Raw genomic sequence first — 14,613 nt, 5'->3', positions numbered from 1 at the left:
TACCCACGCAGCACACCGGACCGAAGCTCGGCGTGCTGCGTGGTTTCGTTTCTCAGATCAAGTCTTTCGCGCCGAGCCAGCGCATCGTCGGCCACCCGGCGAACACCGGCAGCCAGCAGGTGAGTACTCGGTAGAGCAGGACGGCGGGCACCGCGATGTCGGCGGGCAGGCCGAAGGCGGCGAGCCCACCGATCAAGGCCGCCTCCACGGCCCCGACGCCGCCGGGAGTCGGCGCGGCCGCGGCGAGCGTGCCGCCGATCATGGTGACGATCGTGACGGTGATGAACGTGGTGCCGCCGCCGAAGGCCTCGACGCTGGCCCACAACGCACCCGCCTGACCGAGGGTGATCGCGGCACACCCCAGGATGATCACCGCACAGCGGCGCGGATCGCGAATCAGATCGGCTAGTTCGCCGAGCACTTCCTGGAGTTGCGGGCGCACCGAATCCTTCAGCCAGCGCCGCAGTGTCGGCACCAGCATGAAGGTGCCGACGATGCCGACGCCCACGCCAGCCGCCAAATACAGTGCCGTGGCGCTCGGCACGAAATGCGAAAGGTCCGCCGAGGTACCCGCGGCGACGCTGAACACCACCAGCAGGCACACGTGGGTGATCACCTGCACCGCCTGTTGCAGTGCCACCGCCGCGGTCGCCCGCACGGTGCCGATGCCACCCTTCTGCAAGTAGCGCACGCTCAGCGCGAGCCCACCCACCCCGGCCGGTGTCGTTGTCGCGGCGAAGGTGTTGGCCAGCTGCATGATCACCAGGCCGCGCAGCTTCACCGCGCCGAACGCACACGCCCACAAGGCCGCCGCTGCGCCGATGTAGGTCAATGCCGAGACGGCCAAGCCGAGCAACGCCCACCACCAGTTGGCGCTGACCAGTTGCTGGAAGAACGTCGGCACGGCGCTGATGAACGGGTAAGCGACGTAGACGAGCGCGATCAGCAACACCAGCTGGATGACCTGATTGCGACTGAATCTGGTGATCTGGTCGCGCTCGATCTTGTCCTGCCCGGTCTGCGCGCGTACCTCGTCGCGGGTCGCCGAGAGCGCGTCCTTCCAGTCGGGTATCTGCTTGCGCAGCCCGGTGGGCATGGCCGACTTGCTCAATCGGGTCGCGGCACCGAGCACCGAGGATTCGCCGATGGCCGTGATGGCCGCGCGCACCGCCGTTTCCTTGCCGAAGACCGAGGTGGTGGACACCAACAACTGTGCGATGTCCGATTGCCGCTGGGCATCCGATGCGCCGAATTCGGCGTTGCCGAATCCGTCGAAAATGGTGACACCGTCGAGGGTTCGCACGTCGTCGGGCCGCAGATCGCCGTGTGAGATCTGGCCGGAGTGCAGTTTCTCCAGCGCGGCCCACACGCCGGGCAACACGTCCGCATCGACCTCGGCGAGGGAAAGTCCCCTGGGTTGGGTGTGCGCGACCACCATCCATCCTCGGCGCAGTGCCGCGAGGGCGACATGGTCGCGACTGGACAGGCCGAGCTTGCCGACGGCGATCGACATCAGCGCGCGATGCTCCACCGCGCGGTGCATCGAGCCGTGCATGGCGGCGGTCTCGCTGCTGCGGAAAGTGAGCCATCGCCACAGTTGATGCAGCGCACCGAAGCTGCGTTGATTCTTGCCGTACAACTCCACGGTGAGCGCGTCTTCGGCGTCTTCGACCGTCGCGGCCAGCACCAGCGGCCCGCGTCCGGCCGGGCGCACCACGGTGAAACCGGTGACCCGGTGTCCGCGCTCGGCGAGCACCCGCACGACGGCGGCCAGCGGAACCTCCAACGCCGGCGTGCCGACCACCAGCACGACCACCGCGCCGATCAGCCATCCGACGGCGAGCCCGAACATCGCGCGCGCGGGCACCACGGTGCTCACCACGAGGTGAATCGGGGCAAACGCGATCAGCAGCAACCACAACCAGCGCCGCGGCTTGGTGGGCAACCATGGGCTCGAGACGGCCAGTACGGCCGCGATCATCGCGATCCAGCGCGGGTCGTCGAGGAACTGGGAAAGGAAGGTGTCCAGTCGATCGGGGACCTGTAGGTGCCATTTCGGGCCCGAGATCCCGGTTCCGGTGATCGAGAGCAGCAGCACCGCGATCCACCCCGCGGCGGCGTATCCGGCGAGCATCTTCCACTGCCGGTTGATCACGAGTTCGATCAGGATCGCGAACGGCAGCACCAGGATCGCGACGCCGTAGATCAAATAGACCGTGTTCGACTGTGCGGGGTCGAGGAAGCCGACGATATTGGAAACCGAACGCTCCAACGCCAACCATTCCGGCCGGGTGATCAACGAGGCGGTGACCACGACGGCCACCCACAACGCCGCGATCACGACCCGGACGATGTCGCTGGTTCGCCGGGTCAACGGTTGCAGCAGGCTGCCCGTAACCGGGATTTCCCGCCCGTCGACTCGCATGGGCTATCGGTGCTTTCGGATCGTGGTGGAGCTGGCAACCCCACTCCTTCAGGAAGTGCGGCCCCCGGCTGGCGCTCGGTGAGTATGCAGCAGAGCTGCCCGAGACACCTACCAACACACCATGGATGGGCGGTTCGAGCACCGCTCGAGCACTCGAGAATTTCCCAGAATGTGTGCTATCTCACCGAACGCCGATTCGGCTCTCGCCGCGACTGGGACGGCGCCGGTTCTGCTGTTCGGGCGCCCGTCTGCGCGCCGACCGGACCGGCCACGACCTGCCGCGAGGACGAACCCCACGGCCCGAGATGCCGCCGGTGCGGGTTTCGCTGTCAACGTGCGAGGTCACCTGTCGACAGCTCGTTGGTGCGTGCGCCTGACCAGTCGCGGCGCTCCAGTTGTCGACGGTGTTACTGATCCGGTCGCGGTGGTGTCGCTGGACGGCTTCGGTGTTGTCGACGGGGCATGAGCGCGTTGGCTGGCGTTTCGGCCGTTGCGTCGCCGAGAACTGTCGCTGCGGGTGCTGGTCCGACCTGATTGGGTGCGGGTGTCGACGTCGTGGGGCACGTTCGGTGTTGTCGACGGGAACCGTGCGCTGGGTGGTGTTTCGGCCACTGCGTCGCCGACAACTGGCGTAGCGCGGTGGCCCGAGTAGCGCCTACACGCCGACGCCGAATACCCCGCCGTTGATGGTAATGCTGTCCAGTTCGATGATCGAGCGCACGACCTCCTGGGTCGAAACCCGCGCGGGAAAGCTGTTGGGCGCGATGGCGTTGGCGCGCACACCGAATTCCGCGAACTCGTCGGCGATGTAGCGGGTGAGGTGATTGAGCGCGGCCTTGGACGCGGCATACAACGCCTGACCTCGGTAGACCTCGGAACCGGAGATGCTGGAGACGTTCACGATATTGCGGTTGCGTTCGCGGTTCGCGGTTCCCGTGTGCACCCATGAGCGCTGCGCGAGCCGAGTCGCGAGCCGCAGCGGTACTTCCACATTCAGCGAGAAGTGCGGGTCGAACTGGTCGAGGGCGTCATCGCCGTCGACGATGCCCCTGCGTTGCAGGCCGACGTGTGCGGCATTGTTCACCAGCAGGTCGACCTGGTCGAAGCGCGCGAGCGCGATGTCGACGACGCGTTCGGCTTCGCCGGGTTTGGTGAGGTCGGCGCGCACCACATAGATGCGTGAATCGTTCTCCGGCACCGCGGTTTCCGGTGCCAGCGGATCGACGAACCACTCCATTTGCGAGGGTGCCGAAGGCGTCTTGGTGTGGCAGACCGCGACGATGTCGTAGTTCTTGTAGTACGCGCCGCAGAACGCGTTGCCCAGGGTGCCACTCGCCCCGGTCAGCAGACAGACCCGGCGTTCACCACGGGACAATTTTCTCTCCTCCCCAGCGTTGTTCCACGTCCACCTTGGGACGGTGCACCCACATCACCACGCTGTTGCGGTCCTTGGTGTTGTTGCCGGCGAAGGTGTGCCAGGTGCGCGGCGTCACCTCGAACAGGATCAGCGAATTATCCAGCGGCGGAACCAGTGTCACCGTTGGTGCGGCCGATCCTTCGGAAAGGTGGTCGTACAGCGCGGTTTCGCCGCCGTCGCCCGGCTGCCAGCCGGGGTTGCCGAAGTAGTACAGCATCGCGACCCCGCGGATCGTCTCCCGCGCCACGACACCCTCGCCACGGGCACCGGTGTGTGTGTTGACGGTGCCGTCGGGCACCCGTACCTCGCCGGGTGCCGGTGATTCGCCCTGGAACCAGGCCGGATTCAAGTCGTTGTGCGGCCAACCGAACGGTGCGCCCGGCGCGTGGTGATGCACCGAGCCCTCGATGTCACCGGTCGCGGTGACGCCACCGACTCCTGCCAGCAGGTCGTGCCACTCCTTGGAGAGGAACACCGCGAGCGGGCCCTCGCGCAGTGCCGCGATGCGCACGCCGTCGGCGCTGTAGCCCTTGGCGATCTGCACCAACTCCTCCGGGTGCTCGCGCCGGAAGCGTTCCCAATCGGCGGTGAGCCGCTGATAGAACTCCGGGACGAAGACCTCACGCGCGTAAACGTGCGGAAATGGGTGTGTTCTGCGAACCCAGCGTCGATGGGCGAAAAGATCCGCGAACCACTGTGGTGTCGTTGGTGCCGTTGGCGGCGACTGATCGGTCACCATCACTCCCTCCCGGTCGAACCCCAGCGATCATATGGCCTGTCCCGGGGCGACGCTCAACGGCATCGCACTTGGCGTGCTCACGGTGTTTCGCTAACACAACGACGATGACGCCGCGATGAACAGCGCGCGAATACCGTGGTGGCACTGGGTTTCAGCGCGCGGTGCGGCCCGCGTCGCGGCGGCGCCGCGCTGCGCCGAGATCGATCGGTGCGTCCCCCGCGTTCGTGTCGGTCGGGCGTCCGCCGCGCGGGCTGATCGCCTCGGCGTAGGTGGGCAGCCAGCGCCTGACTTCCTCGAGGAACGCGCCTTCGGTTTCCAGCTGGCACAGCACCCCGACCAGGGTGAGCAGCGAGCGCGCGAACGGCGTGAAGTAGGCGGGCATCGTCACTTCGCGGAACACGTTGGTCAGGGTGGGATTGGTGGTGCGCAGTACTTGTTTGCGTAGCCACCGATTCGACAGCCGAAAGGTGGGTTGGTGCAGCGGTTCTCCGATCGGGGTCACCGCGGCGAGCAGGGCGGCGCAGTCGATCGGCCGTCCGGGTTCCACGAAGCCGTAGCGCCTGATCGCGGCTTCGAGGTCGGCGGGGCCGCCACCGAAAATCGCTTCGCAGCAGTCGATCCCGAGTTGTTCGAAGCTGTCGTCGGGGGGCCAGGTCGAGCAGGCGCCGAAGTCGAAGACGCCGAGGCGCCCGTCGGGGAGGATGCGGAAGTTGCCGGGATGGGGGTCGGCGTAGAGCAAACCGTGTCGACCCCACGCCGAGGTGATGAACCGGATCATGAGCATGCCGACCCGGTCGCGTTCGGTCTTGGTGCCCCATTCGATGACGTGCGAAAGCGGTGTGCCCGATACCCATTCGGTGATCAGCACGTCGCCGCGCACCTCGACCACTCGAGGTACATGAATGTCGGGGTCTCCGGCGTACGCGTCGACGAAGCGCTGCTGGAACTCCGCTTCGGCGGGGTAGTCGAGCTCCGCGCTGATACACACGCAGATTGCCTCGATCACCGATTTCACGTCGGCGCCCGGCAGAAAAACCCCGGCCAGATACGAAATACGGCGCAGGTGTTCGAGATCCGCGGCGACCGCGGCGCGACCACCGGGGTACATCACCTTCACCGCGACAGGTGTCCCGTCGTGCCACACCCCGCGGTGTACCTGCCCCAGTGATGCCGCGGCGGCGCGACGATCATCGAATTCCAGGAATTCCGAACGCCATCCGGCACCCATGCTCTCGGCCATCGCCAGATGCACGGTGCGGGGCAGCATCGTCGGCGCCGAATCCTGCAGCAGGCTCAGCGCCGCGCGATAGGGCGCGGCCAGGTCCGGTGGCAGTGCCAATTCGTAGATCGCCAGGAGCTGGCCGAGCTTCGCCGCGCAGCCTTTGAGCTCGCCGAGCACCTCGAACATGTGCTGCGCGGTGCGTAGTTGGATATCTCGATTGACTTCTTCCGCCGACCTGCCGAGCGCGCGCTTACCCAGCCCCGCCGCGCGCCGTCCGGCGAACGCGACCGGGATGGTGGCGAGCTTCGCACCGCGAACGGCCTTGTGAACAGGTGGTTTGTCGCTTGAACTCGGCAGGAATCGTCGTGAGCCGCGCCCGCCCCTGCCCTCGTCGGGGGGTCGCCCGACTCTGCTGATGCTCATGACTCACCTCACACTGTGCGTGCGCCAAGTCTGACACAAGTGCGGGTATGCCCTGGTAGGGCTTACGCTGTCTGGGACGTGTATCCGAATCGGGTGTGTTCGCCGGTCATGAGGAAGGTAAATCGATGGGAGCCCAGACGGTAGTCGCCGACGTAGCCGATGAGCTCGCACGCCGGGTCGCCGCGGGGGAATACCAACCCGGGGATCTCATGCCATCGGTGCGTCAGGTCGCCGAGGAGTTCTCGATGAACCGCGCCACGGCACAGTTGACCCTGGGTCGGCTGGAGTCCTATGGCTTCGTAGAAGCGCGGCGCGGCAAGGGTTTCACCATTCTTGATGTGCGTGCCAGGGGCGGTGTCGATGTGTATCGCCAGCTGTTCCGGTTTTCGATTCCGATGCCGGAGATCGCCTCGGAGATGTTCCGCGACATCGTTGATGTAGAGCGCGGCATCGTGATGGAGGCGTTGCTGGACTACACCGGCAACGCGCACGGTCTCGATCACAGTGAGCTGAAGGCCGATATCGATCAGTTGGAATCGGTGGCCCGCCAGGAAGACCCGGATCTGCGTCGCATGCTGGCGATCGAGATCGAGTTGGTGCGCAAGCTTCTCACGGTGCTCGGCCTATCTATGCGGCGCTCGATTCTGAATTCTCTCGGCGATCTCGTGCTCGAGGTGCCGCTGGCGGTGCAGGCGTTCTTCGCGGGCGCCCCGGATCTGCATGTGCTGGTGTGGCGTGCGCTTGCCGCGGTGTGGACCTCGGAGTCCGGGCCGTCGGAGGCGCAGATCGCGTTGTTCGAGGACTTGTTCGGGATGTATCACGAGCGGGTGATCGTGCGGTTCGACGAGTTGGTCGGCGCGAATGCGCAAACCGAACAGCGGGTGCCGTCCGTGCACGCCGCCACGGCCTGATCGCTCGCGTGTGGTACGCGGTGATACCACAAGACAAGTGTCTGGGTTACTGGTAAGTCAGATGGTAAGCGGTGTTTCAGTTTTCGTGGACCCTCGACCGAGAGCGCATGTAAAACCCAACCCTCTCTGTCCCAGACGGATTGAGTCATGGCGCCTGTCTCAAATGTTCCCCGTGCCGGGCGGACATGCGAATGCCACCGGTGCGAAACACCGGTGGCATCGGCGAATGTGATGGTAGGGCAGCGATTTACCCGCCGTTGAGTTTGTTCAGCCGTTCGCACGCCTCGACGTACTCTTCGATCAATCGGCCCACCACGTCGGCGGAGCGCTCCACCTTGCGCATCAGGCCGACTACCTGGCCGACCGGATTGAAGTTCACGTCCTTGGCGGCCTCGGGGTAACGGTGTCCGCGCTTCACGCCGTTGAGCGCGACCATCATCTGCAATGGCATGGGCAGCGGGTCGGGGGTGTCGGTGCGCTCCCACGCCTCGGTCCAGTCGTTGCGCAACATGCGCGCGGGCTTGCCGGTCCACGCACGCGAACGCACCGTGTCGTGGCTGGTGGCCGCGAGGTAGCTCTGCATCTGGGCGGGCGGCACATTGGCCTCCTCGACGGTCAACCAGACCGAGCCGGTCCACGCGCCCGCCGCGCCCATCGCCATCGCGGCGGCGATCTGTCGGCCGTTGCCGATACCGCCCGCGGCGAGTACCGGCAGGTCGCCGACCGCGTCGATCACCTGTGGCCACAGCACCAGCGACGAGATCTCACCGGTGTGTCCGCCACCTTCGGTGCCCTGGCAGACCACGAAGTCCAGGCCGGCGTTCTTGTGGTTCAGTGCGTGCTTCACCGATCCACACAGTGCGCCGATGAGCCGTCCCGAGGACTGCACCTGGGCGACCACGTCCTGCGGCGGGGTGCCGAGCGCGTTGGCGACCAGCTTCGCCTTGGGGTGGCGCAGGATCACCTCGACCTGCGGGCCCGCCGTTGTCGCGGTCCAGCCGAGCAACTGGTTGTGGTGTTCGCCTTCGGGCAGCGCGGGCACACCGTGGTCGGCGAGGATCTTCTCGGCGAATTCGCGGTGACCGTCCGGAACCGCCTCGGCCAGTTTGTCTTCCAGCTCCTGCGGCGAGAGGCCGTCGATGCCTTGGCCCTCGTACTTGCTCGGGATCACCAGGTCGACGCCGTACACGCCGTGCACGTGCTCGTCCAGCCACGCCAGTTCGACCTCTAACTCCTCGGCGGTGAACCCGACCGCGCCGAGCACCCCGATCCCACCGGCGTTGCTCACCGCGGCCGCGACATCGCGGCAGTGGGTGAAGGCGAAGATGGGGAATTCGATCCCGAGCCGTTCACAGATTTCGGTACGCATGGGTGTGGTCTCCCTTACTGCTCCACCGCCGCGAACGGCGCGCCGCAGATGCCTAGAACGAGTTACATAATTGTCGCCTGGCGTCCCGGACGTATGTCCGCCGATTCGGTCGCGCGCCGCAGTATCGCCACGACACGGCCGCGACCTCCTCGGAGGTCCGCGACGCCATTTATTGACAGTAACATGTTCTAGTTTTGTGCGGCATCCCCGATTTTCCGCCGGGTCCAGGACGCCGCTGCGTCGGGCGGGACTCCCGGATCAGAGGCGATCAGCCGCATGCTCGAGCTCGCCTAGCGCGTGGTCGAGGTGGTCGAGAATCCTCGGCAACTCGGGCACGCTGCGACGGCACCCGACCACACCGAAGTCGAGATTGCTCCCATTGCTGGTCAGGGTGATGTTCACCGCCTGGCCGTCGAACGGGATCGACATCGGATAGGAGGCCTCCAGTCGGGCGCCACTCCAATACATCGGTTCGCGCGGGCCCGGCACATTCGAGATGACGATGTTGAACGCCGGTTTCGTCAGCGGGATCAGTCCGGGCATCAGGGTCACCGCGAGCGGACTGAGCATCAGCGCCGACAACGCCATCGTCTGCGTGCTGTTCAGTGCGCCGTAGACCTCCTTGCTGCGGCGCATCGACTCGCTCACCGCGGTGAGCCGCTGTAGCGGGTCGGCGATATCGGTGCCGAGATTGCACAGCGCCGCACCGACCTTGACGCCGTCGGGTGCGTCGTCGGCGTCGTCTCCCGCGCGTAGCGACATCGGCACCATCGCGATCAACGGTTTGTCGGGGAGCGCGTCACGTTCGGCGAGGTACTCGCGCAGCGCGCCCGCCGACATGGCGAGCACGACATCGTTGAGGGTGCAGCCCGCGGCCTTCTTCACCTGCTTCACCCGTTCCATCGACCACGACCGCACCGCACTGCGGCGCGCACCGCCGATCGGCACGTTGAACATGGTGCGCGGTGCGTCGAACGGCAGTGCGCGTTGCTGGCTCGCGAGCGCCGTGCGCGCGGCGCGCAACAGCTTCGGGCCGGACGCGACCGTCGACTTCAGGCTCCCCGCCGCCGCACGAACACCACCGTTCGAGGTAACGGGCTTCGAGGAGACGGGCTTCGAGGAGATGGGCTCGGAAACCCGCTGCCTGCGCGGCAGATTCCACGGCGCCCGAATGTCCTCGGGACGCGGATCGCTGGTGAGTGTGCGCGCGATCAACCGCTGCGCGGAGACGCCGTCGATCAAACCGTGATGCATCTTCGCGTAGACCGCGAAGTGACCGTCGGCCAATCCGGAGATCAGCGAGATCTCCCACAGCGGGCGGTGTCGATCCAGCAGCGAGGTGTGCAGTCTGTTCGCCAGTTCCACGAGTTGGTCGCGCCCACCGGGTGCGGGAACGGCGAGGTGACGCACGTGATACTCCAGTTCGACGTCTTGCGCGCGGGTCCACGCCAGCTGCGGTGCACCGAAGAAGCTGGCGGGATGCTTCCGGAAGGTTGGTGTAACAGCCTTGTCCGCCAAGAGTTTTCGGTACACATTCCGGACAAAGTCGGGTCCGGCGTCCTCGGGTGTTTCGAAGATCTGCAGCGAGCCGACGTGCATCGGCTGCTCGCGCGATTCGGCGATCAGAAAAACGGCATCGATCGGTGCGATGAATTCCATGGTGAATGACCCCTGCCGACGGTGGTGGAGCGTTGCTGGGCGAGTCGACCACGTTGTCGCGGGTACGCGCGCGCCGTTGATCGTTCCGCGCGACGTCGCGAATTTTACCCGGATCGGCCGTGCGACGTGCGGTGACTCAACCTGGCTTCGATGCCAGCAGGTAGGCGTGTTGGCAGTGCTCCCGCTCGCTCGCCGCCCGGACGAGCGAGGCGCGCACCGTGAATCCTGTGGCGGTCAACAACGCGGACAACCGCTCCGGTGCCCACTTGTACGCGCCGGTTACCTTGTGGTCGAACGCTTCTACCGCGTCCGGGGTATCGGTCGCCTGGAATGCCAACAGCGCGTGTCCCTGTCCACGGAGTACCCGATAGAACTCGTTCAACACATCGGGGACGCGTTCGGGTGGCAGGTGGATCAGCGAGTACCACGCCACGATTCCGGCGAGTGTGCCGTTGCCGCGATCGAGCCGCTCCAACGATCCCACCCCGAACGTCAGTTCGGGATAAGCCTTTTCGGCCAGTTCGATCATCCGTGGCGACAGATCCATTCCCTCGGTATCGAGTCCGAGGGTATGGAGGTGGGCGGTGATTCGGCCCGGCCCGCAGCCGACTTCGAGCACGCGGCCCGCGCCCGTGGCGCCGACCAGATCCGCGTAGGCGCCGAGCATCGCGCGGTCGAACGGCTGGCTCGCCATGGCCTCGCGGGTGGCCTCGGTGTAGAGATCGGCGAACGCGTCATAAGCGGCGCGGGTGCGGGCGATGTCGGAGCGATCGGGTGAAATCTCGGTCACCCGACCATTATCCGGACGGTGCGCGGTATGCGCTAAACAGCCGCGTCGGTGCCGGGCGCGAAGGCTTGCGCGATCGCGAGGCTGTCTTCGTAGATGTGGTAGCGCGTGATCAACCCGTCGACGACGGTCAGATGCAGGGCGAATCGCGCGCGATACGCCCGGCCCGTCGGCTGGGCGGTCTGGCGGATCACGCCGAGCACCACCGCGTGGGCGCCGTCGAAGAGAACGCGCTCCAACTCGGTGTCGATCCGCTCGTGGAAAGTGGTGAGCGCGCGGAAGTTGTCCGCGACGTCGGCTCGAGTCGACCGGTGGATGATCCACGGGGTCGCCGTGCGGCCGTGTTCGTCCTCGGGCCAGTTCAGTTTCCAGTCGACCGTGTCGGCGAACAGTGTCGCGACGGCGTCGGGGTCGCCCGCCCCGACCAGCCGCAGGAATTCGGCGGCCACGGCGCGGGTACTGGTCTCGGCGGTCAGGTCGGTGGTGGTCATCGATATCTCTTCTCGTGTGCGATGTTCGGGGCTCGGTTCCGGCGGCGAAGCATCGCCTCGGTATGCGGGAAGCTTGGCGCAATGTCGCGGTGGACACGATTACCCGCGAGGTAATCGACCGCATGACCAGCCTCGACCGCGAAAAATCGTGGTCACGTGGCGATCAGGTCGCGCCGTCGGTGGGCAGCGGGCGGGTCGACTCGGTGCGGTCTCGGCCGCGCGGTCGAGCCGTTGCCGTGGGCCGACACGGGTAGGTGAACACGGTCGCGCTGCCGTATCCGTGGGGTCGGAAAGTGCGGTGCGACACCCGGACTCAACCGACTGCATTAGAAACTAATATTATTTGCTGCTACATTGCAGGTGTGTCAGTCGAATCTCAGGACGCCGAGCTGGATGTCGGCGAACTCACCGGTGTCCTGGAGAACTTCACACGCATGTTCATCAGCCTGCCTTCGCTGGAGCGGTTGAGCTTCACCACGCTGTCGGTGCTGCACCGACTCGAAGGCGGCGGTCCGAGACGGCTCACCGAACTCACTGCCAGCGAACAGGTTACGCAGTCGGCGATCACGCAGATCGTCATCAAACTCGAACGGCAGGGCTACGTGCGGCGTACACCAGACCCCACCGACCGGCGCGCGGTGCTGGTCGACATCACCTCGCAAGGATCGGCGATCGTCAAGAACAGGCGCGGCGACCGCATCGACCGTCTCGACGAACTCGTCGCCCGCCTCGATCGGGGTGAGAAGACCGCCATCTCCACGGCGTTGCCCGCGCTCACCCGGCTGGTCGAACTCGACCACGCCCGCTCGAGGGAACACGACGAGTCGTGAGCGCGCCTGAACCTCAACCATTCCCGCTGCGACCCGAGCCGATCCACGTCGACGAGGATATCCTCGCCGACCTGCGTCGCCGCCTGGCCGCGACCCGCCTTCCGCCCGACCCCGGCAATCGCGACGGGTCCTACGGCGTCGATGCGGGCTACTTGCGTGAACTCCTCGACTATTGGCACTCCGAATTCGACTGGCGGGCCGCCGAAGCCGCGATCAATGTCTACGAGCACTATCGCGTCGAAGTCGACGGCGTTCCCGTACATTTCATGCGCAAGCCAGGCGTCGGTCCGAATCCGACACCGCTGATCCTCACCCATGGCTGGCCATGGACGTTCTGGCACTGGGCGAAGGTGATCGACCCGCTCGCCGATCCCGGCGCGCACGGTGGTGACCCGGCCGAAGCCTTCGACGTGATCGCACCGTCGTTTCCCGGATTCGGTTTCTCCACGCCCCTGCCCGATCACCCGGATATGAATTACTGGAAGGTCGCCGACCTCTGGCACACTCTGATGACCGACACGCTCGGTTATCGGAAGTACGCTGCGGCGGGGTGCGATGTCGGCGCGCTCGTCACCGGGCAGCTCGGCCACAAGTACGCCGACGAACTGCACGCCATTCACATCGGGTCCGGCCTGAAACTGACATTGTTCAACGGCGATCGCGCCTGGGACTTCGCCGCGGGCAAGCCGATTCCCGAGGACATCCCCGACGAGATCCGCGCGGGCATCATCGAGTTCGACCACCGGTTCGCCGTCCATCTCGCCGCACACATGCTCGCCCCGAGCACCCTGGCTCCCGGGTTGTCCGACTCGCCCGCCGGGATGCTGGCCTGGATTCTCGAACGTTGGATGTCCTGGAGTGATAACGGCGGCGATATCGAATCCGTTTTCAGCAAAGACGATCTGCTCACCCACGCCACCATTTACTGGGTCACCAACTCCATCGGCAGCTCGATTCGCACCTATGCCAACAACAATCGGTACCCGTGGACGCCGGCACACGACCGGCAGCCTGTCATCGAGGCGCCGACCGGAATCACCTTCGTCGGGCATGAGAATCCGCCCGGCGTCGGCACCGACCAGCGGGTGCGGAACTTCCTCGACAGCGACCGCGCCGGTTGGTACAACCACGTCAACCTCACCGCACACGAGGTCGGCGGGCACTTCATTCCCTGGGAGATCCCGGCGCAATGGGTCGAAGATCTGCGTCGGACCTTTCGCGGTCGTCGCTAGCGAAACCGGCGCGGCACCGGTTCGGGCTCGGCACGTGCTGACCAGTCGTTGAAGCGGATCCTCGGCGGCAGATTCTGCCGGGGACCCGCGAGGTCTGTCCGAAAACCACACGAAAACAATGGTTTCGTCGCATTCGCGCCGCGGCGGGAAATTCGTCCGCGCGATTGTATTACGCTGTCGGCGCGGGGCCGCGCCGACGGCTTTCGGGCGACACCGTCGCTCCGGTGTTCATCGAACCGACGTAAGCCCCAGCGCCCCAACGCTTGTGCATGCTCTTTGTCTCGAACGAACCGACGAAAGGCTTGACCAGTGAAAATGCGCACCGTCGTCGCCGCGCTCGCGCTCGCGGCTACCGCCCTCGGTCTCGCACCCGCCGTGGCATCCGCGGACGACCCGGAGTTTCCGCGTAACGGCATTATTCCGCCGGGCACCTACCTGATCAGTCGCAATCCTTCGAACGTCGTCGGTTCACCCATCGAGAATTGTGAACTGCAAGTCTTCGTCGACGGCCGGACCGCGAATCTGGTGTGCGGTGGATCTTTTCGCGCCGGTCACCAGACACCCGTAGGCACCGATGAAACCTACGTTGCGTTCGATGGCCTGCCCGTCGGGCTCGACCTGCGCGATATCGACCCGCGGCAGGGCATTTGGAGCGGAACGCTCAACATCGCCAACACCCCGATCATCGCGCCGTACCCACTTGCGGGAGTTACCTTGTTGCGCAGGAACTAACCCAGACCGCATCACCGGTCGAGCGGCCCGCGCCGTCCTCCCACCCAGCGCCCCCTAGCGTGCCGCTCTGGGGTGATCATCAGGACATTTCGGTGCGGGTTTGGGGTTGTTGGCGCGTTCGTGTCCTGGTGGAGACACGGAACTCGCGGACTGCCGTGCGTGGTGGTGGTCGATGTGCGTGGCGGCCCGTGCCGGTGCCGGAGCGGTGAGTTCGTCAGCACCGGTACGGCCGCGAATGGGCGACCGCTTGGTGCTTGTGCTCGGCGCCAGTGGTTTCGGGAGCTTCCTGGCTGGTCAGCTGTTATTCGACGGGCGAAACGACTACGTCCCGGCATTTCCCATGAAGGATGCCGGGACGTAGTCGTCGGTGTGAATC

Annotated in this window: 12 protein-coding genes; 4 read left to right on the top strand and 8 right to left on the bottom strand. The window is 65.8% G+C overall.

The features are described 5' to 3' along the window. Window positions 1-52: 52 nt before the first annotated feature. The 4 genes from ABEA50_RS05545 to ABEA50_RS05530 form a co-directional block, all read right to left on the bottom strand. A complete protein-coding gene (locus ABEA50_RS05545; protein WP_345493927.1) occupies window positions 53-2,425 on the bottom strand; it encodes a lysylphosphatidylglycerol synthase transmembrane domain-containing protein in 2,373 nt (790 codons plus the stop codon). 655 nt (window positions 2,426-3,080) lie between these two features. Beyond that, the gene (locus tag ABEA50_RS05540; RefSeq protein WP_345493926.1) at window positions 3,081-3,800 is read right to left on the bottom strand and encodes an SDR family NAD(P)-dependent oxidoreductase; all 720 of its coding nucleotides are present in this window, start codon (window positions 3,798-3,800) and stop codon (window positions 3,081-3,083) included. Beyond that, on the bottom strand, window positions 3,787-4,581 hold the full coding sequence (locus ABEA50_RS05535) for a 2OG-Fe(II) oxygenase family protein (protein WP_345493925.1): 795 nt from the start codon (window positions 4,579-4,581) through the stop codon (window positions 3,787-3,789). Before ABEA50_RS05535 ends, ABEA50_RS05540 begins: the two co-directional genes overlap by 14 nt. 151 nt (window positions 4,582-4,732) lie before the next feature. Next, window positions 4,733-6,226, bottom strand: a complete 1,494-nt coding sequence (locus tag ABEA50_RS05530) for an ABC1 kinase family protein (RefSeq protein WP_345493924.1) — start codon at window positions 6,224-6,226, stop codon at window positions 4,733-4,735. 125 nt (window positions 6,227-6,351) lie between these two features. Between ABEA50_RS05530 and ABEA50_RS05525 the strand changes: the two genes are divergently transcribed. Continuing rightward, window positions 6,352-7,137, top strand: coding sequence for a GntR family transcriptional regulator (locus ABEA50_RS05525; RefSeq protein ID WP_345493923.1), 786 nt, complete (start codon window positions 6,352-6,354; stop codon window positions 7,135-7,137). 247 nt (window positions 7,138-7,384) lie between these two features. On the opposite strand, the gene ABEA50_RS05520 is transcribed toward ABEA50_RS05525, so the two are convergent. The 4 genes from ABEA50_RS05520 to ABEA50_RS05505 form a co-directional block, all read right to left on the bottom strand. After that, window positions 7,385-8,506, bottom strand: a complete 1,122-nt coding sequence (locus tag ABEA50_RS05520; RefSeq protein WP_345493922.1) for a nitronate monooxygenase — start codon at window positions 8,504-8,506, stop codon at window positions 7,385-7,387. Between the two features lie 258 nt (window positions 8,507-8,764). Next, window positions 8,765-10,165, bottom strand: coding sequence for a WS/DGAT/MGAT family O-acyltransferase (locus ABEA50_RS05515; protein ID WP_345493921.1), 1,401 nt, complete (start codon window positions 10,163-10,165; stop codon window positions 8,765-8,767). Window positions 10,166-10,301: 136 nt separating this feature from the next. Continuing rightward, complete coding sequence (locus ABEA50_RS05510; RefSeq protein WP_345493920.1) at window positions 10,302-10,955, bottom strand: class I SAM-dependent DNA methyltransferase; 654 nt, start codon at window positions 10,953-10,955, stop codon at window positions 10,302-10,304. Between the two features lie 32 nt (window positions 10,956-10,987). After that, window positions 10,988-11,443, bottom strand: a complete 456-nt coding sequence (locus ABEA50_RS05505; RefSeq protein WP_345493919.1) for a nuclear transport factor 2 family protein — start codon at window positions 11,441-11,443, stop codon at window positions 10,988-10,990. Window positions 11,444-11,805: 362 nt separating this feature from the next. Between ABEA50_RS05505 and ABEA50_RS05500 the strand changes: the two genes are divergently transcribed. The 3 genes from ABEA50_RS05500 (at window position 11,806) to ABEA50_RS05490 (ending at window position 14,237) form a co-directional block, all read left to right on the top strand. Next, complete coding sequence (locus tag ABEA50_RS05500; RefSeq protein ID WP_345493918.1) at window positions 11,806-12,273, top strand: MarR family winged helix-turn-helix transcriptional regulator; 468 nt, start codon at window positions 11,806-11,808, stop codon at window positions 12,271-12,273. Further along, window positions 12,270-13,505 carry an epoxide hydrolase family protein gene (locus tag ABEA50_RS05495; RefSeq protein WP_345493917.1) on the top strand — a complete coding sequence of 412 codons (1,236 nt, stop codon included), beginning with the start codon at window positions 12,270-12,272 and terminating at the stop codon, window positions 13,503-13,505. The genes ABEA50_RS05500 and ABEA50_RS05495 overlap by 4 nt, the downstream gene beginning before the upstream one ends. Before the next feature lie 315 nt (window positions 13,506-13,820). After that, window positions 13,821-14,237 carry a hypothetical protein gene (locus ABEA50_RS05490; RefSeq protein WP_345494672.1) on the top strand — a complete coding sequence of 139 codons (417 nt, stop codon included), beginning with the start codon at window positions 13,821-13,823 and terminating at the stop codon, window positions 14,235-14,237. The last annotated feature ends 376 nt before the right edge of the window (window positions 14,238-14,613 follow it).

Source organism: Nocardia callitridis (assembly GCF_039543305.1).
GTDB classification, from domain to species: domain Bacteria; phylum Actinomycetota; class Actinomycetes; order Mycobacteriales; family Mycobacteriaceae; genus Nocardia; species Nocardia callitridis.
Note: the sequence above shows the minus strand (reverse complement) of the source record. Positions and strands in the feature narration are given on the sequence as shown.

What these genes read in the sequence shown, in the direction of transcription:
- ABEA50_RS05545 (WP_345493927.1), bottom strand. Translation starts at nt 2,425, where the DNA reads ATGCGAGTCGACGGGCGGGAAATCCCGGTTACGGGCAGCCTGCTGCAA.
- ABEA50_RS05535 (WP_345493925.1), bottom strand. Translation starts at nt 4,581, where the DNA reads ATGGTGACCGATCAGTCGCCGCCAACGGCACCAACGACACCACAGTGG.
- ABEA50_RS05530 (WP_345493924.1), bottom strand. Translation starts at nt 6,226, where the DNA reads ATGAGCATCAGCAGAGTCGGGCGACCCCCCGACGAGGGCAGGGGCGGG.
- ABEA50_RS05525 (WP_345493923.1), top strand. Translation starts at nt 6,352, where the DNA reads ATGGGAGCCCAGACGGTAGTCGCCGACGTAGCCGATGAGCTCGCACGC.
- ABEA50_RS05520 (WP_345493922.1), bottom strand. Translation starts at nt 8,506, where the DNA reads ATGCGTACCGAAATCTGTGAACGGCTCGGGATCGAATTCCCCATCTTC.
- ABEA50_RS05515 (WP_345493921.1), bottom strand. Translation starts at nt 10,165, where the DNA reads ATGGAATTCATCGCACCGATCGATGCCGTTTTTCTGATCGCCGAATCG.
- ABEA50_RS05505 (WP_345493919.1), bottom strand. Translation starts at nt 11,443, where the DNA reads ATGACCACCACCGACCTGACCGCCGAGACCAGTACCCGCGCCGTGGCC.
- ABEA50_RS05490 (WP_345494672.1), top strand. Translation starts at nt 13,821, where the DNA reads ATGCGCACCGTCGTCGCCGCGCTCGCGCTCGCGGCTACCGCCCTCGGT.